Annotated in this window: 20 protein-coding genes, 2 pseudogenes and 1 riboswitch; of the genes and pseudogenes, 13 read left to right on the plus strand and 9 right to left on the minus strand. The window is 55.9% G+C overall.

All coding sequences use genetic code 11. The annotated features are described in order from the left end of the window. Window positions 1-71: 71 nt before the first annotated feature. Window positions 72-2,705 (minus strand): PqiB family protein, encoded by a 2,634-nt coding sequence (locus DTA24_RS10945; RefSeq protein ID WP_050887357.1) that lies wholly within the window; start codon window positions 2,703-2,705, stop codon window positions 72-74. Further along, on the minus strand, window positions 2,674-3,957 hold the full coding sequence (gene yebS / locus DTA24_RS10950; protein ID WP_008804276.1) for a membrane integrity lipid transport subunit YebS: 1,284 nt from the start codon (window positions 3,955-3,957) through the stop codon (window positions 2,674-2,676). Before yebS ends, DTA24_RS10945 begins: the two co-directional genes overlap by 32 nt. Before the next feature lie 132 nt (window positions 3,958-4,089). Here yebS and DTA24_RS10955 point away from each other — a divergent pair. From DTA24_RS10955 to htpX, 4 genes and pseudogenes are all read left to right on the plus strand, one after another. Further along, window positions 4,090-4,603, plus strand: a pseudogene (locus DTA24_RS10955) (GAF domain-containing protein). An 81-nt stretch (window positions 4,604-4,684) separates the two neighbouring features. Beyond that, window positions 4,685-5,362 (plus strand): RNA chaperone ProQ, encoded by a 678-nt coding sequence (gene proQ, locus DTA24_RS10960; protein WP_008804278.1) that lies wholly within the window; start codon window positions 4,685-4,687, stop codon window positions 5,360-5,362. Window positions 5,363-5,381: 19 nt separating this feature from the next. Continuing rightward, window positions 5,382-7,430, plus strand: coding sequence for a carboxy terminal-processing peptidase (gene prc, locus DTA24_RS10965; protein WP_008804279.1), 2,049 nt, complete (start codon window positions 5,382-5,384; stop codon window positions 7,428-7,430). Window positions 7,431-7,665: 235 nt separating this feature from the next. Further along, on the plus strand, window positions 7,666-8,550 hold the full coding sequence (htpX, locus tag DTA24_RS10970) for a protease HtpX (protein ID WP_008804280.1): 885 nt from the start codon (window positions 7,666-7,668) through the stop codon (window positions 8,548-8,550). Window positions 8,551-8,619: 69 nt separating this feature from the next. Here the strand turns inward: htpX and DTA24_RS10975 are convergent, their stop codons facing one another. Next, on the minus strand, window positions 8,620-9,990 hold the full coding sequence (locus tag DTA24_RS10975) for an MFS transporter (RefSeq protein ID WP_032731027.1): 1,371 nt from the start codon (window positions 9,988-9,990) through the stop codon (window positions 8,620-8,622). 177 nt (window positions 9,991-10,167) lie between these two features. Here DTA24_RS10975 and kdgR point away from each other — a divergent pair, with 177 nt between their 5' ends. Beyond that, window positions 10,168-10,959 carry a DNA-binding transcriptional regulator KdgR gene (gene kdgR, locus DTA24_RS10985; RefSeq protein ID WP_008804282.1) on the plus strand — a complete coding sequence of 264 codons (792 nt, stop codon included), beginning with the start codon at window positions 10,168-10,170 and terminating at the stop codon, window positions 10,957-10,959. Window positions 10,960-11,017: 58 nt separating this feature from the next. Here the strand turns inward: kdgR and DTA24_RS10990 are convergent, their stop codons facing one another. Then, window positions 11,018-11,257 carry a YobH family protein gene (locus tag DTA24_RS10990; protein WP_023322887.1) on the minus strand — a complete coding sequence of 80 codons (240 nt, stop codon included), beginning with the start codon at window positions 11,255-11,257 and terminating at the stop codon, window positions 11,018-11,020. A gap of 159 nt (window positions 11,258-11,416) precedes the next feature. Here DTA24_RS10990 and mgrB point away from each other — a divergent pair, with 159 nt between their 5' ends. From mgrB to rlmA, 7 genes and pseudogenes are all read left to right on the plus strand, one after another. Continuing rightward, window positions 11,417-11,560, plus strand: a complete 144-nt coding sequence (gene mgrB / locus DTA24_RS10995; RefSeq protein ID WP_002911375.1) for a PhoP/PhoQ regulator MgrB — start codon at window positions 11,417-11,419, stop codon at window positions 11,558-11,560. Window positions 11,561-11,634: 74 nt separating this feature from the next. Then, complete coding sequence (locus DTA24_RS11000; protein WP_002911374.1) at window positions 11,635-11,925, plus strand: YebO family protein; 291 nt, start codon at window positions 11,635-11,637, stop codon at window positions 11,923-11,925. Window positions 11,926-12,209: 284 nt separating this feature from the next. Further along, entirely contained in the window at window positions 12,210-12,419 is a 210-nt protein-coding gene (locus DTA24_RS28085) for a hypothetical protein (protein ID WP_153242727.1), read from the plus strand. 97 nt (window positions 12,420-12,516) lie between these two features. Beyond that, a pseudogene (locus tag DTA24_RS11015) lies at window positions 12,517-12,588 on the plus strand (DUF2627 domain-containing protein); the annotation flags it as partial. Between the two features lie 85 nt (window positions 12,589-12,673). After that, window positions 12,674-12,883, plus strand: coding sequence for a transcription antiterminator/RNA stability regulator CspE (gene cspE / locus DTA24_RS11020; RefSeq protein ID WP_001062678.1), 210 nt, complete (start codon window positions 12,674-12,676; stop codon window positions 12,881-12,883). A gap of 187 nt (window positions 12,884-13,070) precedes the next feature. Continuing rightward, window positions 13,071-14,819 carry a peptidoglycan glycosyltransferase FtsI gene (ftsI, locus tag DTA24_RS11025; RefSeq protein WP_008804285.1) on the plus strand — a complete coding sequence of 583 codons (1,749 nt, stop codon included), beginning with the start codon at window positions 13,071-13,073 and terminating at the stop codon, window positions 14,817-14,819. Between the two features lie 60 nt (window positions 14,820-14,879). Continuing rightward, window positions 14,880-15,674: a 23S rRNA (guanine(745)-N(1))-methyltransferase gene (rlmA, locus tag DTA24_RS11030; protein WP_023297873.1), complete on the plus strand. Its 795-nt coding sequence runs from the start codon at window positions 14,880-14,882 to the stop codon at window positions 15,672-15,674. A 3-nt stretch (window positions 15,675-15,677) separates the two neighbouring features. Here the strand turns inward: rlmA and mntP are convergent, their stop codons facing one another. The 5 genes from mntP to manX all read right to left on the minus strand — a co-directional run bounded on the left by mntP (window position 15,678) and on the right by manX (window position 19,877). After that, window positions 15,678-16,244 (minus strand): manganese efflux pump MntP, encoded by a 567-nt coding sequence (gene mntP, locus DTA24_RS11035; RefSeq protein WP_008804287.1) that lies wholly within the window; start codon window positions 16,242-16,244, stop codon window positions 15,678-15,680. Between the two features lie 117 nt (window positions 16,245-16,361). Then, a riboswitch (yybP-ykoY riboswitch) is annotated at window positions 16,362-16,464 on the minus strand. 199 nt (window positions 16,465-16,663) lie between these two features. Next, on the minus strand, window positions 16,664-17,122 hold the full coding sequence (locus DTA24_RS11040) for a DUF986 family protein (RefSeq protein WP_008804288.1): 459 nt from the start codon (window positions 17,120-17,122) through the stop codon (window positions 16,664-16,666). 62 nt (window positions 17,123-17,184) lie between these two features. After that, the gene (locus tag DTA24_RS11045) at window positions 17,185-18,036 is read right to left on the minus strand and encodes a PTS mannose transporter subunit IID (protein ID WP_004145526.1); all 852 of its coding nucleotides are present in this window, start codon (window positions 18,034-18,036) and stop codon (window positions 17,185-17,187) included. Window positions 18,037-18,048: 12 nt separating this feature from the next. After that, entirely contained in the window at window positions 18,049-18,849 is an 801-nt protein-coding gene (locus DTA24_RS11050) for a PTS mannose/fructose/sorbose transporter subunit IIC (RefSeq protein ID WP_004203359.1), read from the minus strand. Window positions 18,850-18,905: 56 nt separating this feature from the next. Then, the gene (gene manX, locus DTA24_RS11055) at window positions 18,906-19,877 is read right to left on the minus strand and encodes a PTS mannose transporter subunit IIAB (protein WP_008804289.1); all 972 of its coding nucleotides are present in this window, start codon (window positions 19,875-19,877) and stop codon (window positions 18,906-18,908) included. 446 nt (window positions 19,878-20,323) lie between these two features. Between manX and yoaE the strand changes: the two genes are divergently transcribed. Next, window positions 20,324-21,883: a CNNM family cation transport protein YoaE gene (yoaE, locus tag DTA24_RS11060; RefSeq protein ID WP_123836823.1), complete on the plus strand. Its 1,560-nt coding sequence runs from the start codon at window positions 20,324-20,326 to the stop codon at window positions 21,881-21,883. Window positions 21,884-21,894: the final 11 nt, after the last annotated feature.

A 21,894-nucleotide genomic window follows, 5' to 3' on the forward strand; every position in this document is an offset into this window, starting at 1 on the left:
ACACCGGGGCGTGCGGTGAGTCATCTTCCCGCCCCCGGCGTTGGCCGGTGCGGGAGAAGGCGTTGTGAGGGTTACTGTGGCAGGGCGGTGCCCCATTCCCGCCACTCTTTCGGCTCGCTCTCCAGCAGCAGGAAGTGCTTGCCATCCTGGGCCTTCGGCGCCAGCGGCGTACCCGGCGGCGTGGCAAAGGCGATCCCGCCGCGGATAAACTGATTGAAGGTCCCGGTTTTCACCACGCCGCCAACCAGGCCGAAGTCGAGGCTGTAACCCGAGGCCAGCCAGAACACCGAGTTATTGCGTACCAGATACTGGTAGCGCTTGCTGATACGCAGTTTCACCATCACCCGATCGGACATTGACCCCAGCGACAGGCCAGTGACCGTCCCCACTTCAAGGCCGCGGAACAGGACCGGCGTACCGATGCCAAGCGACCCCGCCTCCGGCGCTTCCACCACGATGTTCAGGCCGTCGATATAGCGTGAGTCGCTGATCGTCGTATCCTGGATCTCAAAGTCGCGACGCGCCGGCCCGCGTCCCGGCTCAACGTTAATATAGGACTGGAACAGGGTGTCGAGATGCTCGACGCCCGCGGCGGAGATTTGCGGGGTGATCACCGAGAAGCGGGTCCCGGCCCGGGCAAAGGTACCGACGTATTCCGGGTAGAGCACCGCTTTCGCCTGCACTTCGTTTTTGGCGGTGATCAGCTCCAGGGACTGGATCTGACCGATATCGATGCCGAGATAACGAATCGGCATCCCGGCCGCCATCTTCCCGGCGTCAAACGCGTGCAGGGTTATCTGGCCGCCCACGGCGCGCGCCGCCGTTTCCGAAGCGTAAAGGATACGTTTGTTATTCAGCCGCGCGTTGGCGCTGCTGCCATTGAGGTTATCGAAACTGATCGCCCCTTTAATGGCGCGCGCCAGCGGCGAGGCCTGAACGGTGAGTCCGTTGCCGTCAAGTTTGACCTTCGCCCCCCCTTCGGCCCAGAAGACGCTGTTGTTGGTCAGCAGGTAGCGGTACTCCGGCTTGATATGCAAATCGATATCGAAAGCGTCTTTGCGCGGTTTGACGGCGATGATCTCGCCGACGGCGAATTTACGATACAGCACCACCGAGCCGGCCTGAACGTCAGGCAGGGTCTCGGCTGAGAGGCTTAAGGTCGTGGTCGGCACTTCGCTCAGGCTGTTTTCTTGGGCCTTTTCGAGGTTGGCGTACAGCGGGTAGCTGCTCTGCATTTCGCCTTTTTCTCCCGGAATGACCCGGATCCCGCCATTAACCCATTCGCTGGCGCTGGCCCCCAGCACCTGCACGCCATCGAGTCCGACTTTGACATCCAGACGGCTGTTAACCACAAACTTACTGTCACCGCGAATGAGATCGCGGTATTCGGGGGCAATCGCGACCTGGAAGGTCACCCCTTTGGCCGTCAGTTTGCGCTCCAGCACCTGGCCGACTTTTACTCCGTGCAGCACCAGCGGTTGGCCGCCGTCAATCCCGTAGCTTTCCGGCGCCGAGAGCGTGACGGTGGCGACGTTGGGCTCCTCCAGCAGCGCTTTATCTGCTGGCATGACGGAGAAGTGGTTGCGCGGCTCGCCTTCACCGGGTACCAGTTCAAAGGTATTGCCGGTGAGCAGGGCGCTGACGCTGGGGTTATCGAGGGAAATCTTCGGCTTCTTCATCTGAATCAGCGTCTTCTCACGCAGCAGCGTCACCACGCTCGGGTCGACGGTCATCTCGCCGGTCACTTTGCCGCCGGGGTTAAGATTCAGCTTACTTAACTGACCCACTTCCAGCCCCTGATACATCAGCGGCGTCGAGCCTGCTTTCAGCCCATCGCCGTCGGGCAGGTCGAGGGTGACCAGCACACCGCGCTGGCTATGCGCCAGATCTTCGTACAGATGATAGTCATCGTTTTGCGCCGCAACCTGCGAATCGGCAGGTGAATCGAAGGCGATAGCGCCGTTCACCAGCGCAGAAAGGTTCTCCAGCTGCACTTTTGCCCCACTCAGGCCGACGTCGGCTTTGATCCCGGAGACGTTCCAGAATCGGCTGCCTTTTTTCACCAGGTTGGTAAACCGGCGCTCGATCAGGACATCGATGGTGACTCCCTGATTATTGGCATTCAGGGTGAAATCATACACGCGCCCGACCGGGATCTTGCGGAAATAGACCAGCGAGCCGCTGTTCAGGGAGCCAAGGTCCGGCGCCTGCAGGTGGATCATCAGCTCGCCGTTGTTGATGCGGTATTTCGGCTGAGTGTCGAGGGCCACGAAGTGATCTTCGGGCTCACCCTTGCCAGGCATCATGCCAATGTAGTTCCCGCCCACCAGCGCATCCAGCCCGGAGACTCCCGCCAGAGAGGCTTTTGGGGTGACCAGCCAGAACTGGGTCTCTTTGCGCAGCGCATCTTTCATATCGCGTTTGATGCTGGCGGAAACCTCAATCTTACTCAGATCTTTACTGAGGCTAATATCCTGGACGGTGCCGACCTCGACCCCCTGATAACGGATAGGCGTCCGCCCCGGCACAATGCCGTTAGCGGACTGGAAATCGATGGTAATCGTCGATCCGCGGTCGTCAAAGCTGGTCCAGATGAGCCAGGCGGCAATCAGCAGCGCGATGACCGGCAACAGCCAGAATGGCGAAATACGGCGTTTAGTTTTTATTCTGGCTTCAGTCTGCGAAGCGGGCGATTCCTGACTCATGTGCGTCCCAAAGTAAGCGGCTGTCCAGCCATTCAACTGCAAGAATAGTTAAAATTACCGCACCGCCGAAGTAAACCGCCGCCGGCCCCATGGTGAAAGCGAGGAGCTGATCGCGATTGATTAGCGACATGGTGAGTGAAATAACAAACAGATCCAACATCGACCAGCGGCCAATCCAGGTTATCAGCCGCAGCAGCAGGATGCGGGTGCGCAAGCCTTGCTCGCACTTGAATTGTATGCTGACCAATAGGGTAAATAACACTATAACTTTGGTGAATGGCACCAAAATACTGGCGATAAACACCACTCCGGCGATGGCGATATTGCTGCTGGCAAGGGAGATGATCCCGGAAAGGATCGTATCGTCCTGGCGCGCACCGTTAACATAGATGATCGAGATCGGCAGCAGGTTGGCTGGTAAGAGAAATATCAGCGAGGCAATCAGCGCCGCCCAGCTGCGCTGCAGGCTCTGCGGCCGACGATGATGCAGCGGGGAGTGGCAGCGTCGGCAACGGCCACGCGCGTCGCGGTAGCCGGTATAGTGGCAGCCGGTGCACACCTGTAAATTGTTATCGGCGCGGGTCGCCGGCCGTTCAGGATAGAAACGCTCCCACAGCTCTTCGACGTTCATGTGAATAAGCGTCAGGATGCTCAGCAGCGTCAGCGAGATAAACGCCACCAGGCCGATGCCGGGCTGCAGAAAGGCGTAATCCTGCACCTTGATGGAGGCGACGCCAATACCCACCAGATAGATATCCAGCATCACCCACTCTTTGAGCTTGCCGAGCATCAGCAGCACCGGGCGCAGGTTCATCCCCAGCACGTTGCCCAGCCAGAGATAGCTAATCGAGACCACCAGCAGCACCGGGGCGACCACCGCGCAAAACAGCACCATGGCGGCGGTAAGCGGGTCACCCTGCGCGGTCATCTGCCAGATCCCCTGCAGGACGTTGGCGTCGATGCGCACGCCCAGCAGGTGCAGGCGCAGCAGAGGCTCCGACCAGGCAAAAGGCATGAGCAGCAGCATCGCAACGGCCATGCTGCCCAAACGCGTCAGCGACCAGTCGCGCCCATCGCGCACCTTGGCGTTGCAGCGTGGGCACCAGGCGCTTTGGTTGCGTTTAAGCACCGGTAAGCGAAAGAGCATGTCACACTGCGTACAGCGCTGATAATGCGCATAGGGAAGCGGTGTGCTGACGGCATGCACGACCAACTTCTTCGCAGGTTTAATCGTTGGTGTTTTTATCGGCATTTATTACGTACAGGAATGAATGTATCCCACTATCTTAACCTATGAATGAATTCATCTTGAGCCTAAGCGCATTTAATGCTTATTTTAGTAGGCTGTACGTATCAGGCAGTAAGACAACCAAGTGAAGATATAATGAGCAAAACAGAATTTTACGCGGATCTGAACCGCGATTTCCAGGCATTAATGGCAGGTGAAACCAGTTTTCTGGCGATGATCGCCAATACCAGCGCGCTGCTGTTCGAGCGGCTGAGCGAGGTCAACTGGGCCGGTTTCTATCTTCTGGAAGGCGATACCCTGGTACTGGGGCCGTTCCAGGGCAAACTGGCCTGTGTGCGCATTCCGGTTGGTCGCGGCGTCTGCGGCGCCGCGGTGGCGCAAGCCCAGGTCCAGCGCGTAGAGGACGTGCATGCGTTTGATGGTCACATTGCCTGCGATGCCGCCAGTAATTCAGAAATTGTCTTTCCCCTGCGCGTGAACGACCAGATTATCGGCGTGCTGGATATCGACAGCCCGGCGTATGGCCGCTTCACAGCTGAAGATGAGCAGGGGTTGCGCACGCTGGTCGAGCAACTGGAAAAACTTATCGCGGCCACTGATTATCAAAAAATCTTTACCCGTGTCGTGGGATAATCAACGGATAACGTAGCATTTAGCGAGGACGTCATTATAATGTCGCCTGTTCATGCCTGCGGCTTGTTGGCTACGTCCGTTGTAATCAGGAAATTTCATGGAAAATCAACCTAAGTTGAATAGCAGTAAAGAAGTTATCGCCTTTCTGGCCGAACGTTTCCCGCAGTGCTTTAGCGCTGAAGGCGAAGCGCGCCCCCTGAAAATTGGTATTTTTCAGGATCTCGTTGAGCGAGTGGGTGGTGAGATGAATCTCAGCAAAACCCAGCTTCGCGCTGCATTACGTCTCTACACGTCCAGCTGGCGTTATCTGTACGGCGTGAAAGCCGGCGCTATCCGCGTTGACCTGGACGGCAACCCGTGCGGCGAACTGGAAGAACAGCACATTGCCCATGCGCGCCAGCAGCTGGAAGAAGCGAAAGCTCGCGTTCAGACGCAGCGCGCTGCCCAGCAGGCGAAAAAACGCGAAGCCGCCGCCGCCGCAGGTCAGCAGGATGAAGGGGTTCGCCGCGAGCGTAAACCACGTCCTCAGCAGCCGCGTCGTAAAGAAGGCGCTGAACAGCGTAAACCGCGTCCTGTTGCGGCCAAAGCCCCGCGTGAAGAGCGTCATACTCCGGTTTCGGATGTTTCCGTTCTGACCGTCGGCCAGGCGCTGAAGGTAAAAGCAGGCAATAACGCAATGGACGCCACCGTTCTGGAAATCACCAAAGATGGCGTTCGTGTACAGCTGACTTCTGGTATGTCAATGATTGTACGCGCAGAACACCTGGTGTTCTGAAACGGAGGCCGGGCCAGGCATGAACACATTTTTTAAAATCACCGCGCTTGCGGGCCTGCTGGCAATAGCAGGCCATGCTTTCGCTGTTGATGAAATAACCCGTGCAGATCAAATACCCGTGCTGAAAGAAGAGCCGCAGCACGCGACGGTGAGCGAGCGCGTGACGTCGCGCTTTACCCGTTCTCACTACCGTCAGTTTGATCTCGACAACGCCTTCTCGGCAAAGATTTTTGACCGTTATCTGAACCTGCTGGACTACAGCCACAATGTGCTGCTGGCCAGCGATGTGGCGAAGTTCGCGGCCAAAAAAGACCAAATCGGCGACGAACTGCGCACAGGGAAACTGGACGTCTTCTACGACCTCTACAACCTGGCGCAGCAGCGTCGCTTTGAGCGCTATCAGTATGCGCTGAAGGTGCTGGAACGTCCGATGGACTTTACCGGCAACGATAATTTTAACCTTGATCGCTCCAAAGCGCCGTGGCCAAAAGATGAGGCCGAGCTGAACACGCTGTGGGACGCCAAGGTGAAGTTTGACCAGTTAAGCCTGAAGCTGGCGGGCAAAGACGATAAAGAGATCCGCGACACCTTAACGCGTCGCTATAAGTTCGCGATCCGTCGTCTGGCGCAAACCAACAGCGAAGATGTCTTCTCGCTGGCGATGACCGCCTTCGCTCGCGAAATCGACCCGCACACCAACTACCTGTCTCCACGTAATACCGAGCAGTTCAACACGGAGATGAGCCTCTCTCTTGAGGGGATCGGCGCTGTCCTGCAAATGGATGATGACTACACCGTCATCAATTCGCTGGTGGCGGGCGGTCCGGCCGCGAAGAGCAAAGCGATCAGCGTCGGCGACCGTATCGTTGGCGTTGGCCAGACCGGGAAGCCGATGGTTGATGTCATCGGCTGGCGTCTGGATGACGTGGTCGCGCTGATTAAAGGACCGAAGGGCAGCAAAGTGCGCCTTGAGATCCTGCCGGCAGGCAAAGGGGCCAAGACGCGTATCGTGACCCTGACCCGCGAGCGGATCCGTCTGGAAGACCGTGCGGTGAAGATGTCGGTGAAAACCGTTGGTAAAGAAAAAGTCGGCGTGCTGGATATTCCGGGCTTTTACGTTGGTCTCACCGATGATGTGAAGGTGCAACTGCAGAAGCTGGAAAAACAGAACGTCAGCAGCATCGTCATTGATCTGCGCAGCAACGGCGGCGGGGCGCTGACCGAGGCGGTATCGCTCTCGGGTCTGTTTATTCCGTCCGGCCCGGTAGTGCAGGTACGTGATAACAATGGCAAGGTCCGCGAAGACAGCGACAACGATGGCGTGGTCTATTACAAAGGGCCGCTGGTGGTGCTGGTTGACCGCTTTAGCGCCTCGGCGTCTGAGATCTTCGCCGCGGCGATGCAGGATTATGGCCGCGCGCTGATCGTTGGCGAGCCGACCTTCGGTAAAGGGACGGTACAGCAGTATCGCTCGTTGAATCGTATCTACGATCAGATGCTGCGTCCGGACTGGCCGGCGTTAGGTTCCGTCCAGTACACCATCCAGAAGTTCTACCGTATTAACGGCGGCAGTACGCAGCGTAAAGGCGTGACGCCGGATATCATGATGCCAACCGGTAATGAAGATCGTGAGACCGGCGAGCAGTATGAAGACAACGCGCTGCCGTGGGATAGCATCAACGCAGCCACCTACGTGAAGTCCGGGGATCTGACCCCGTTTGGACCGGAACTGCTCAAGCGCCATGATGAGCGTATCGCGCAGGATCCAGAGTTCCAGTACATCATGAAGGATATTGCCCGTTATAACGCGATGAAGGACAAGCGTAACATCGTCTCTCTGAACTACGCCCAGCGTGAGAAAGAGAACGAAGAGGATGATGCGATTCGTCTGGCGCGGATTAACGATCGCCTGAAACGCGAAGGCAAACCGCTGCTGAAAAAACTGGATGACCTGCCGAAGGATTACCAGGAGCCGGATCCGTATCTTGATGAAACGGTCCATATCGCGGTAGACCTGGCGCATCTTGAAAAAGCGCGCCCGGCGGTGGAACCGCCAGCCAGTAAATAAATAACAAACGGGCACCTCAGAGGGTGCCCGTTTTATTTTGTGCTTTTGTCATCACCTTTCAGCTCAACTAACAAAATGTCAACCTGCCCGGCCGCTGTCAGCAAGATGCTACAAAATGTAAAGTTGTGTTTTTATCGTGACTTAGCGGGGGTTGATGGTTGAAAATTGCAGCCTGACCCATACGATGTGGGTAATCGCATAGTGCGTTTTGTTAAATTGAGGTAAAAAGAAAATTATGATGCGAATCGCGCTTTTCCTGCTGACGAACCTGGCAGTAATGGTCGTGTTCGGGCTGGTGTTAAGCCTCACGGGGATCCAATCCAGCAGCATGACCGGTCTGTTGATTATGGCCCTGCTGTTCGGCTTCGGTGGTTCTATCGTTTCGCTGATGATGTCGAAATGGATGGCCCTGAAGTCTGTGGGTGGGGAAGTGATCGAGCAGCCGCGCAACGAAACGGAACGCTGGCTGATGCACACCGTCGCCCAACAGGCGCAGCAGGCGGGCATTGCCATGCCGCAGGTGGCTATCTATCACGCGCCTGATATCAACGCTTTTGCTACCGGCGCGCGTCGCGACGCCTCGCTGGTCGCCGTCAGCACCGGGCTGCTACAAAACATGAGCCGTGATGAAGCGGAAGCGGTCATTGCCCATGAAATCAGCCACATCGCTAATGGCGATATGGTGACCATGACGCTGATTCAGGGGGTGGTGAACACCTTCGTTATCTTTATCTCGCGCGTGATTGCCCAGATTGCGGCCGGTTTCCTCGGCGGCAACCGGGAAGATGAAGGGGAGAGCAGCAATGGTAACCCGCTGATCTACTTCGCTGTTGCCACGGTGCTGGAACTGGTGTTCGGTATTCTGGCCAGCATTATTACCATGTGGTTCTCTCGTCATCGCGAGTTCCACGCTGACGCCGGCTCGGCGCGACTGGTGGGCCGCGAGAAGATGATTGCTGCCCTGCAGCGTCTGAAAACCAGCTATGAGCCACAGGAAGCCAGCAGCATGATGGCGTTCTGCATCAATGGTAAAGCGAAATCCATGAGCGAGCTGTTTATGACTCACCCGCCGCTGGATAAACGTATTGAAGCCCTGCGTAGCGGTGAGTATCTGAAGTAATCCGTCGGTTCGACGCTAAAAATAAAAATCCGCAGCCCGAAAGCTGCGGATTTTTTTTGCCGCCGTTTATCAGGCCGCGCGCGGCTGGGTGACGCGCAGACCGCTAATCAGTGCGGCAACGGTCGCCAGAATGCCGGCCAGCAGCAGGGCGGTATGGGTGCCGCTGTTGCCGAGCAGGTTGAACAGCAGGGCGACCAGCGCCGCGCCAGTGCTCTGACCGAGCAGGCGAGCGGTACCCAGCATCCCGCTGGCGCCACCGCTACGATGGCTCGGAGCCGAGGCGACAATAGTGTGGTTATTCGGCGACTGAAACAGCCCGAAACCGGCGCCGCACAGCGCCATACGCCAGATAATATCCAGATCGGAAGGCGACTCGGGCAGCAGCGCCAGGCCGAACAGGCCGCAGGCCATAACCAGCAGCCCAATGGCCCCCAGCAGTCCCGCATGGCATTTCTCAATCAAATAACCGGCCAGCGGCGCCATCACCATGGTCGCCAGCGGCCACGGCGTCAGCAGCAGGCCGGTCTCCACTTCGCTGCGCCCCATCATCGTCTGCAGGAAGAAGGGCAGGGAGACCATCGCCAGCATCTGCGCACAGAAGGAGCAGATGGAGGTGCAGATAGAGAGTGAGAAGAGCGGGATGCGCAGCAGGTCGACCGGCAGCAGGGGGACGGGCATGCTGAGCTGGCGGCGAACGAAGAAAAAGCCCACCACCAGCATGGCGGCCACTTCCGCCAGCACCAGCTGAACAGACTGTCCCTGGGCGAACCCGCTGAGCGCAGTGATCAGCAGCCCGAAGGTGAGGGCGTTCATGATGGCGCTCGGCAGATCGAAGCGGATGATTTTGCTGCGCGCGCTGTTGGGTGGCAGAAAGCGCATGGCCAGAACAAAAGCGACGATCCCGAGGGGAACGTTAATTAAAAACAGCCATTGCCATGAGGCAAGGGAGAGGATCGCCGCGGCGATCGTCGGGCCTGCTGCCGAAGAGACGGCGACGACAAAGGAGTTGATGCCCATGCCGCGGCCGAGAAAGCGCTGCGGATAAATCAGGCGGATCAACGCGGTGTTCACGCTCATCAGCGCGGCGCCGCCCAGCCCCTGGGCGACGCGGGCGAAGGTCAGCATGTCGAGACTGCGCGACAGGGCGCAGGCCAGCGAGGTAAAGATAAACACCACCAGGCCTATCTTATAGATTCGGCGATAGCCGACCATATCGCCGAGGAAAGAGAGCGGTAGCAGGGCGATGACAATGGCGATTTGGTAGGCGTTAACGATCCAGATTGAGGCCGCCGGCGAGGCGTTAAGATCGCTGGCGATGGTCGGGAGCGCGACGTTGGCGATAGCCCCGTCGAGCACGGCCATGGTCAGCCCCAGCACGATGGTCAGAATGGCGCCATAGCGTTGCGGCAGCGGCACGCCATCGGAAGAATTTTTATCCATGGTGAATATAAGTCTTAAATGAAACGGTTTTTTGAATGATGAGTTTAGCATTGATTATTCCGCAGTATGTCGCAGATTTGTAACGAAGTGGCAGAAGAATGATTGCGGCGCAGAGGCGGCGAATTTATAATAAAAACCGGTTCTAAATTTTATAAAACAGTTACGGCGAGGTGATAAATGGCAGGTGCAGATTTGGATAAACAGCCAGATTCTGTCTCTTCGGTATTGAAGGTTTTTGGCATCTTACAGGCGCTGGGTGAAGAGCGTGAAATTGGCATTACCGAACTGTCCCAGCGCGTCATGATGTCGAAAAGCACCGTTTATCGCTTTTTACAGACCATGAAATCACTGGGCTATGTGGCGCAGGAAGGCGAGTCAGAGAAATACTCCCTCACGCTCAAGCTGTTCGAGCTGGGCGCTCGTGCGCTGCAGAACGTCGACCTGGTACGCAGCGCCGATATTCAGATGCGCGAACTCTCCCGGCTGACGAAAGAGACTATTCACCTCGGGGCGCTGGATGAAGACAGCATCGTCTACATCCACAAGATTGACTCGATGTACAATCTGCGGATGTACTCGCGTATCGGCCGTCGCAATCCGCTGTACAGTACCGCGATTGGTAAGGTACTGCTGGCGTGGCGCGATCGCAGCGAAGTGGAGCAGATCCTCGAGGGCGTGGAGTATAAACGCAGCACCGAGCGGACCATCACCAGCACGGAAGCGCTGCTGAAGGTGCTGGATGGCGTACGCGAGCAGGGATATGGCGAAGATAACGAAGAGCAGGAAGAGGGACTACGCTGCATCGGGGTACCGGTGTTCGATCGTTTCGGCGTGGTTATCGCCGGACTGAGCATCTCTTTCCCGACGCTACGTTTCTCAGAAGAACGTTTGCATGAATATGTGGCGATGCTGCATCAGGCGGCGCGCAAGATTTCTGAGCAAATGGGATACAACGACTACCCGTTCTGACGCGGTAGCTGAAACATCCGGCGAGCGCGGTGCTATTGTCGCGCTCGCCGGATTGATTTTAACCGTTATCAACCACGGTTGCGCTTTTGCGCAGAACCGGACAGTTACTGACGCCGATCACACCGCTATTGGAATGCACATAAAGTGCGGTACTGACCCCGCGGGCGGTGAGATACTGACACTTAAGACCCAGACCACCGACGTTTTCTTCACTGTGGAATAATACGCCATAGCCGCTTAATAATACGCCAATCCATAAGATAGCCACGACGACAATAGTACGAATGATTAATCGCATTGATGCCTCATTATTTGTATGATCCTTGCCGTGATTTTGACACGAACACGTTTTGAAACAAGTCGATGATTCCTAAACTTGCCGTTCGTATTACAGTTAGCCGCGGTTTAAGAAGGCCGTGTTATCCTGGTGAGATAAAGTACTAATGCGGAGAGTGGAGTGAAAAAATTACGGTGGGTTTTACTGATAGTCATCATAGCAGGCTGCCTGTTGCTGTGGACTCAGATGCTTAACGTAATGTGCGACCAGGATGTTCAGTTTTTCAGCGGCATTTGCACTATCAATAAATTCATCCCGTGGTAAGACATTTTTCTGACGACTGATTTCCTTCTGCGGTGTGGGTGGTAGAATGAACGCCTTCTCTTTGAGGTGGTGAAATGAGTGAGTTACTAAATCCTGGGATCTTAAATCTGGCTTCGCTGGCTGTATCCGTCGCGTTGCTGCTTGTCGGTCTGTTGTTATGGTTCTTCGTCAACCGCGCCAGTTCGCGGGCGAACGAGCAGATAGAACTGCTGCAAGCGCTGCTGGATCAGCAAAAGCGGCAGAATGCGCTGTTACGTCGCCTTTGCGAAGCTAATGCGCCGGAAAAAGAGGACGTGGCCGAGCCGACCGTCGCAGGCAAGGCGAAAGGAGAGGATGAGTTTATCCGCCTGGTGGCAGAGCGCTAAGTACCTCCACAGGTGTGCATCATAAGATGCGCACCTGCATGATAGCTGGCAGTAATAGCTTATTCTTATTCCATTATTCCTTTCCCCGCGCATTATTCCCTTTTTTACACGCTGTAAATAAAGTCATTCCCGCCGCGTTTATTGCCCTGGAATGTGACACTGTCATCATTTTTTCATTATTAAGGTGCAGAATTAGCTCTATTTTTAGCGTGACGACTAACAGGTTTTATTATCACTACACTGGTACGGCTTTAGCGATTTTTCGTCTGCTGTTATGAGTAATTATGCGCATCAATATTCATCGCCTTCAGCGAAGCGCCGTCAGCATGGCGGTTCGTATACGTACATACCTGGACGAAGCGAAGTTGTTGAGCTATGGTAAAAAAGTTGCAGTAATGAGGCAGCAACCAGGTGATATTAGCGAATGCTATAACGCCTTGCCAGGAGCGGCAAAGACGCATAAATGTGCAGGCGATCAAATGATTACCTTATAATTTGTGCGAACGATCGTGACACGTTTAAAAATGGCTTGCCATTATTTACGTAGTATGTGATAACACGTTTCGGGTTAAACGAGGTACAGTTCTGTTTATGTGTGGCATTTTCAGTAAAGAAGTCCTGAGTAAACACGTTGTCGTTGAATACCGCTTCTCTGCCGAACCTTAAATTAGTGCCTCATGCAGTTATGTGTCAGTTTTATCTATGTAAACGCCAGCAGGCGAAGAAAACAGTCTAAGGAATTTTGCAAATGGCAAAGATTAAAGGTCAAGTTAAGTGGTTCAACGAGTCTAAAGGTTTTGGTTTCATTACTCCGGCTGATGGCAGCAAAGACGTGTTCGTACACTTCTCCGCTATCCAGGGTAACGGCTTCAAAACTCTGGCTGAAGGCCAGAACGTTGAGTTCGAAATTCAGGACGGCCAGAAAGGTCCGGCTGCAGTTAACGTAACTGCTATCTGATACAAGACCACTCTTCTTGTATAAAAGCCTCGCCTGCGCGGGGCTTTTGCGTTTTTATTGCAAAGCATGTCATTTTACCCCCTTCCGTCGCGTCTTGTTGCAAATAGTCAACTTTATTAGCATTGTGTAGCAGTCTGTTTTGCTAATTTTCTGTTAAATCAGATGGTTGCAAAATGATGCCGGAGCTATGGTGCTAAAGAAAAAAATGAAGTCCGCCGCCAGCTTTACCCCGATTCGCTTCGGGTTACTCTGTGTGGCCATTCTTGGTTGTCTGGGACTGCTGTTGGCCCGCGTGGGCTGGCTGCAAATTGTCTCTCCCGATAACCTGGTAAAACAAGAAGACATGCGTTCTCTGCGCGAAGAGCCTGTGGCGGTGGAGCGCGGCATGATTAGCGACCGCGAAGGACGACCGCTGGCGGTGAGCGTACCGGTCAGCGCTATCTGGATCGACCCGCAGACCACCATGGAGAAGGGTGGGGTTGGTTATGGTCCTCGCTGGCAGGCAATGGCCGAAGCACTGCATCTCAACCTCGGGGAGCTGGCCCAACGGGTACAAAGTCATCCTCACGCCCGTTTTCTCTATCTGGCGCGTCAGATCAATCCGGAGCAGGCGGAGTGGATTGATAAACTGCATCTCCCGGGCGTCTATCTGCGCGATGAATCGCGACGTTTCTATCCGGCTGGTCATGTGGCTGCCAATCTGCTGGGCTTTACCAACGTCGATAATCAGGGCATCGAAGGGGTGGAGAAAAGCTTTAATGCCCAGCTGACCGGCAAACCCGGACGACGCCTGGTGCGCAAAGATAAACATGGCAATGTTATTGAAAATATTACCGAAGTGCCGCCAGTCCCGGCGCATAATCTGCAGCTGAGTATTGATGAACGTCTGCAGACGGTGACCGAAGATGCGCTGGATAATGCCGTTCGCTGGAATAAGGCGGAATCCGGGGCGGCGGTATTGATCAAAATTGATACCGGTGAGATTCTGGCGATGGCCAGCTACCCGGACTTCAATCCGAACAATCGCGACAGCGCGACGCTGGATGATTTCCGCAACCGCGCCATCAGCGACACCTTCGAACCCGGATCGACCGTCAAACCGCTGGTGATCATGACCGCGCTCCAGCAGGGGATTGTCCAGCCGGATAGCGTGGTGGACACCCATCCGTTTGTCCTCGACGGCCACCGCATCCGCGATGTTGGCTATTATCCGGAGCTGAGTCTGACCGGGATCCTGCAAAAATCCAGTGATACCGGCGTGTCGCATCTCTCGCTTGCTATGCCGGTGCAGCATCTGCTTGATACCTATCAGGCATTTGGTTTCGGCGAGCCGACCGGATTGGGATTGACCGGGGAAAGCGCCGGGCTGATGCCGCATCGTCGCTACTGGGGGCAGCTGGATCGCGCTACCTTCGCGTTCGGCTATGGGTTAATGGTGACGCCGCTCCAGCTGGCGCACGTCTACGCGACTATCGGCGGTTTCGGTATTGAACGACCGTTGTCGATAACCCGCATCGATCCGCCGGTGATAGGTACGCGGGTGATGCCGGAGAACATCGTGCACAGCGTAGAGCATATGATGGAGAGCGTGGCGCTCCCGGGGGGAGGCGGTACCAAAGCGGCAGTGCGCGACTACCGGGTGGCGGTAAAAACCGGGACGGCGAAGAAAATCGGTCCGGACGGCAAATATATCGATAAATATGTGGCCTACACCGCCGGCGTGGCGCCCGCCAGTCGTCCACAGTTTGCGCTGGTGGTGGTGATGAACGATCCGAGTAATGGTTCCTATTACGGCGGGGCGGTGTCCGCGCCGGTCTTCAGCCAGATCATGGGGGATGTCCTGCGGCTGGAGAACGTCATGCCGGACGGCATGCCGCAAGGGGCAGAGAATCTGATCGTGATGCACGACAGCCATCCGCTGGCGCCGGCGCTGTAACAGTGGTCTGCAGGGGCGAATAGCGCTACACTTTCGCCCTTTAGCAACACCGGAGCCGTCATGTCATACAGTTGCCCCCTTTGCCACGCGCCGTTAAGCCGCGGCGACAACCACTATTCCTGCCCGCAGCGGCACCAGTTCGATCTGGCGAAAGAGGGGTACGTCAATCTGCTACCGGTGCAGTTCAAGCGGTCGCGCGATCCCGGCGATAGCGCTGAGATGATGCAGGCCCGGCGGGCGTTTCTGGATGCGGGTCATTATCAGCCGCTACGGGAGGCGATCGCCGAACGGCTGCGGCACTACGCCCCTGCGGATTTACTGGATATCGGCTGTGGCGAAGGGTATTACACCCACGCGTTTGCCACCATCGCCAGCCATAGCTGGGGGCTGGACGTGTCGAAGCCAGCGATCCGCGCGGCGGCAAAACGCTACCCGCAGGTCAGTTTTTGCGTCGCCTCCAGCCAGCGTCTGCCGTTCTCCGATAACAGCTTCGATGCGGTAGTGCGCATTTACGCCCCCTGCAACACCGAAGAGCTGGCGCGGGTGGTGCGGCCTGGCGGATGGGTGATCACCGCCACGCCGGGACCCCGCCATCTGCTGGAGCTAAAAGGGCTGATTTACGATGAGGTACGCCTGCATGAGCTGAAGACGGAAGCGATGCCGGGATTCCGCCTGGACGCTCAGCAGCAGCTGGCTTATCCGATGACCCTGACGGGAAGTGAAGCGCAGGCGCTGCTGCAGATGACGCCGTTCGCGTGGCGGGCTAAGCCTGAGGTGCACGCCGCGCTGCGTCAGCAGGCGACGTTTGGCTGCCAGACCGACTTCATGATCCATTGCTGGCAGCGCGAGGCGTAAGGCTTAACCGGCGAAATGGCTCCAGAGGATTTCGCTGCCGATGCCAATCAGCACAATACCGCCGAGGATTTCGGCCCGTTTGCCCAACAGCGGGCCAATAAAGCGACCGACCATGATCCCCAGCGTCGACATAAGAAACGTCGCGCAGCCGATCGCCAGTGCGGTGGTCACAATGCTGACCTGCAGGAAGGCCAGACCCACACCAACGGCCATCGCGTCAAGGCTGGTGGCGAAGGCGGTGGTGACCAGCAGCCAGAAACCATGACGGCGAGGCGCGTCGCACGCCTCGTCGCTGTCGCCGCGAACACCTTCCACGATCATTCGCCCGCCGAGAAACACCAGCAGAATAAAGGCAATCCAGTGGTTCCACTCGAGGACAAACTGGCTGGCCAACATGCCGAGTCCCCAGCCAACCAGCGGGGTCAGGGTTTCAATCACGCCAAAAATCAGCCCGGTGCGGACGGCTTCTGAGAATTTAGGTTTGTGCAGGGTGGCACCCTTGCCGATAGAGGCTGCAAAGGCGTCCATAGACATGCCGAAGGCGAGAAGAATGGTAGCGGATAAATTCATGTGCGTGTCCTGACCGGGGATAATCCATATGACACATCGCTGCCCCCAGTAAATATACGCGGAGCCGCTCAATGGCTGAGCAATACGTACAGCAGTGATGTATCTATGGTCTCGCCTGATTGAATCACTTCAACCCGTACGTGCCACGTTTTGCAACGAGTATGTTGACACGTACATTTCCTGGCAAACAGGAAATCGGCTACTCCCCAACGACGGGCGCAACCTTAACATATTTTTAGAATATAAAACAATAACAGAAGACGGCTATTTTAATAACCAAATGATAACGATTTTCATTTGAATTTATAAGTAAATAAATAGTTAATAAAAAAGGGAAGAGGAGGCAGGGGAAATATAGCCATGGCTATATGTTTTTCCAGAGAAAAACTGGAAGATATAGCGCTGGCTATGTTTATAAATTATTGAGTTGAAACGAGAAGTTTGTAGATTTTCTCCAGGTCATCGATATTTCGTACGCGAATAAGCAGCCGCCGTTGCTCTAATTGCATCACCAGCACGCCATCCTCGGATAAATTCATCTCTTTAATTCGCTGATATTCTATCCACACGTTGGCGAAGAAAAAGCCGCGCGGTTTAAAAATGATTTTCGGCGTACGGATCCAGAATAAATAGAGACCCATCAGCGCCAGGGCAGATAATAGCCAGGTGGTGATCGGGGTGCCGTGCTGGGTAATGTTGTTATAGATCAGAATGGCGGTGAGGCCGACAAAGATCAGACCGTCAACGCGGCTGCGGCGAAGCAGGGGGATGGCCAGCAGCACCGGGCCGTTCCGCCTCGGCATAATGAACTGGTCATACACCGCGTAGGCCAGTAGCGCAAGGATAAACAGGATGATCACCAGGTCCGTGAATGTCATTGCTTTGCGTTCCTCCTGATAAAAAAAAGCCGGGGGCAAGCCCCCGGCGTACAACCTGGAAATTACAGACCCAGCAGGCCGACAGCGTAGCCTGCGATACCGATGACGAAGAAGCCAACGATGATCCACAGTGGGTTAACTTTCTTGCGCAGCAGCCACATACAGGCGAAGGTCAACAGCAGCGGTACCAGGCCCGGCATCAACTGGTCGAGGATGGTTTGCACCGTGGTGACGTGAACCTGTCCGTCAGAACCGGTGATTTTTGACACCACCATCGGAATATTCACGTGCGTCCACTTGTTAACCAGCGCCCCCATGACAAACAGGCCGAGGATTGACGCCCCCTCAGTCAGTTTCTGCAGGAAACCGCCGCCCATATCTTTAACGATGTCCACGCCTTTGCGGTAACCATAGGCGACGCCATAGTAACGGGTCAGCAGACGCACTGCGTTGAACAGGATAAAGAACAGCAGAGGACCGAGCAGGCTACCGCTCATCGCGATCCCAGCGCCTAAGGCCGCGAACACAGGACGCACGGTACCCCAGAAGATCGGGTCGCCGACGCCGGCCAGCGGCCCCATCAGACCGACTTTGATGCCGTTGATGGCGCCATCGTCAATCTCTGCGCCATTGGCGCGCTGCTCTTCCATCGCCAGGGTTACGCCCAGTACCGGAGCGGCAACGTAAGGATGGGTGTTGAAGAACTCAAGGTGACGTTTAATCGCCTGCTTACGCGCATCATTGTTCTCCGGGTACAGGCGACGGATTGCCGGAACCATAGAGAAGCAGAAGCCCAGCGCCTGCATACGTTCGAAGTTCCATGACCCCTGGAACAGGTTAGAACGAATGAACACGCCACGAATATCACTCTGAGTGAGTTTTTTCTCGGTGGTATTTTTAGTCATATCAACCATTTCGCTCACCTGTTAGTCCAGTTCGTTATCGAGATCGTTGTTACCAGCCGCCTGAGCCGGCGCACCGGCGACGCGGTTATATTTCGGGCTCAGCTGGATGTAGAGGATAGCCATGACCGCACCAATCACACCCAGGGCTACCAGGTTGAAGTTGGTGAAGGCGGCGGTGACGAAGCCGAGGTAGAAGAACGGCATCAGGTAGCCTGCGCGCATCATGTTGATGACCATCGCATAACCGACAACCACGATCATACCGCCGGCGATGTTCAGACCGCTGGTGACCACTTCAGGGATCGCGTTCAGCAGGCCCTGGACTTCGCTGGTACCGACGGAAATGGCGACGATGACGGCCGGGATAGCGATACGCATCGCCTGCAGGAACAAGGACGAGACGTGCAACCACGACAGGGCGGTCAGGTTGCCATTCTCCGCCGCTTTATCTGCCGCGTGCTGGAAGGCTACGGTGATGGTACGAACGATAATGGTCAGCACCTGGCCTGCCGCCGCCAGCGGGATAGCCAGCGCGATACCGGCACCGATGCTCTGATGGCCGGCAATAACCAGAACGGTGGAAATAATGGACGCCAGCGCGGCATCAGGTGCAACCGCCGCACCGATGTTCATCCAACCCAGAGCGATCATTTCCAGCGTACCGCCGATGATAATACCGGTTTTCATATCGCCGAGAACGGCACCGATCAGCGTACAAGCGACCAGAGGACGGTGGAACTGAAATTCATCAAGCACCGACTCCATACCCGCAATACACGCGACGATGAACACCAGCACAATCTGAAGAAGGGTAATCTCCATTGTACTTCTCCTGTTGATTAAGTCTTAAAGTGAAAACTGGGGCGCGATCGGCCGGGTTATTTATCAACCTTGGCGATCAGATCCATCATTTTCAGTTTCGGGTCGGTGGACACTTTACGTGCCTCCAGCTCGATACCGCGTGCGTTCAGCTTGTTAAACGCCTCAATATCTTTGGCATCGACCGAAATCGCGTTGTTAACCTGGGTTTTGCCCTGGCGGAACGCCATACCACCGATGTTGACGCTGGTGATTTTCACGCCGCCCTCGACGATACGCTCAACGTCGGTCGGGTTAGTAAACAGCAGCATGACGCGCTGCCCGGCGTACATCGGGTTGTTGTAAACGCGGATCATTTTGGCGACGTCCACCACGTGGGCGGTGACGCCCGGTGGTGCAACCTGGGTCAGCAGGGTTTTGCGCACCGTATCCGCGGCCACTTCGTCGCTGACGACGATGATGCGGGTGACGTTGGTCTCTTTGGTCCAGCGGGTGGCGACCTGACCATGGATCAGGCGGTCGTCAATGCGCGCGAGGCCAATCACCATGTAGTCGTTCGGGCCCATCGGTTTGGCCGGCGCGGCGGCTTTTGGCGCCGCGGCAGGGGCTGGCGCGGGAGCCGCTTTTTCCACCGGTTTGGCCTTCAGCGCTTTCACGCCTTCGCTACCGGTCTCCACCGCTAAGGCGACCAGTTCATCAAACGAAGGGTCATCATCGCGGGCCATGAAGGTTTCCACCAGCATCGGGATGTTGACGCCAGCGATAACTTCGTAATGCTCTTTATCGACGACAATGCGGCTCGCAGCGTTGAACGGGCTGCCTCCCCATGTATCGACGAGAAATAGCACGCCTTTACTGGTATCCAGTTTTGCCAACTGGGCATTGTATTTCTCGATCAGCGTTTCGGCGTTTTCACCCGGAACGAAATCGATCCAGCCAACGTTTTCCTGCTCGCCCAACAGCATCTCTGCTGTTTTCAGCAGCTGTTCTGCAGCCCAACCATGTGTGCCTATTACAATAGCAATCGTCACTTGCTACCTCCTTTATTATCGTGAATGCATCATCTGCTTTGATACATCCTGAATCACTCTTGAGGACAAAATCGATTCAGTTAGGGTGTAAGATAGAAAATAGTTACTACCGCGAATTATTTTAGACAGTGAAAAAATAATTAATGTGATGAAGATCCGTTAATCAGGCATCGCCTGGTAATAATTTTGCAGCGCAAAAAATAGCCTTAGTTATTGCAAATTCAGGTAAATTTTTTCCAATTTCGATCTATATTTTGCTATGTTTAACTTCCGTTTAATTACTCAGGAGTATAGGGCATAGCCCGCAGTATGGACCGTCATCGACGTCTTTTCACTTTCTGGCACCTGGTTGCCACCTCCACGCATCACGCTTTTCTCTCAGCACCTATTGTCGCGCCCATGCATGACATGGCGATGACTCAGCTTGCCGCTAACCGGAGTCGTACATGGAATTGTTAATGGATCCCTCAATCTGGGCTGGCCTGTTGACGCTTATCGTTCTGGAGATTGTGCTCGGTATCGACAACCTGGTGTTTATTGCCATCCTGGCGGACAAACTGCCGCCGAAGCAGCGCGATAAAGCGCGACTGATCGGCCTTTCGCTGGCGCTGGTGATGCGCCTGGGGCTGCTGTCGGTGATCTCCTGGATGGTGACCCTGACGAAGCCGCTGATTACTATCGCTGATTTCTCCTTTTCCGGGCGCGACCTTATCATGCTGCTCGGCGGGATCTTCTTGCTGTTTAAGGCGACGACTGAACTGCATGAGCGGCTGGAAAACCGCCAGCACGATAGCGGTCACGGTAAAGGGTATGCCAGTTTCTGGGTGGTGGTACTGCAGATCGTGGTGCTGGACGCCGTCTTCTCTCTGGATGCGGTGATCACGGCGGTCGGGATGGTTAACCATCTGCCGGTGATGATGGCGGCGGTGGTGATCGCCATGATCATGATGCTGCTGGCGTCGAAGCCATTGACGCGCTTTGTCAACCAGCACCCAACGGTGGTGGTGCTCTGTCTGAGCTTCCTGTTGATGATCGGCCTGAGCCTGGTGGCGGAAGGGTTTGGCTTCCATATTCCGAAAGGGTATCTGTACGCGGCGATCGGTTTCTCGATCATCATCGAGTTCTTTAACCAGGTGGCGCGACGCAACTTTCTCCGACATCAGTCGACGCTGCCGCTGCGTGCCCGTACCGCGGATGCGATCCTGCGCCTGATGGGCGGCCGGAAACAGACCTCCGTCAGCCATGACGCCGACAGCCCGGCAGCCATACCGGTGCCGGAAGGGGCGTTTGCCGAAGAAGAACGTTACATGATTAACGGCGTGCTGACGCTGGCCCAGCGCTCCCTGCGCGGTATTATGACCCCGCGCGGTGAAATCAGCTGGGTCGACGCCGAACAGAGTGATGACGAAATTCGTCGTCAGCTGCTCTCGTCGCCGCACAGTCTGTTCCCGGTCTGCCGCGGAGAGCTGGATGAAATCATCGGTATCGTGCGGGCGAAAGAGTTGCTGGTGGCCCTTGAGGCGGGAGAAAACGTTGCGGCGCTGGCCTCTGCCTCCCCGGCGATTGTCGTCCCGGAAACGCTGGACCCGATCAATCTGCTCGGCGTTCTGCGCCGCGCGCGCGGCAGCTTTGTCATCGTGACCAACGAGTTTGGCATGGTACAGGGGCTGGTGACGCCGCTGGACGTCCTGGAAGCCATCGCCGGTGAATTCCCGGATGCCGATGAGACGCCGGAGATCGTCATTGACGGCGATGGCTGGCTGATCAAAGGCTCGACCGACCTGCATGCGCTGCAGCAGGCGCTTGGACTGGATGCGCTGGTCAATGAAGATGAGGATATTGCCACGGTGGCCGGGTTGGTGATCGCTGTCAATGGCCATATCCCGCGCATTGGCGACACCGTGTCGCTACCGCCGCTGCAGTTTACCGTGGTGGAAGCGAATGATTACCGGGTCGACCTGGTCCGCGCGGTGGTCACCCGTCCGCTGAGCGACGAAGAAGAGTAATTGCCCTGCTC

Origin of the sequence: Klebsiella sp. P1CD1 (assembly GCF_003790505.1) — a bacterium.
GTDB lineage: Bacteria > Pseudomonadota > Gammaproteobacteria > Enterobacterales > Enterobacteriaceae > Klebsiella > Klebsiella variicola.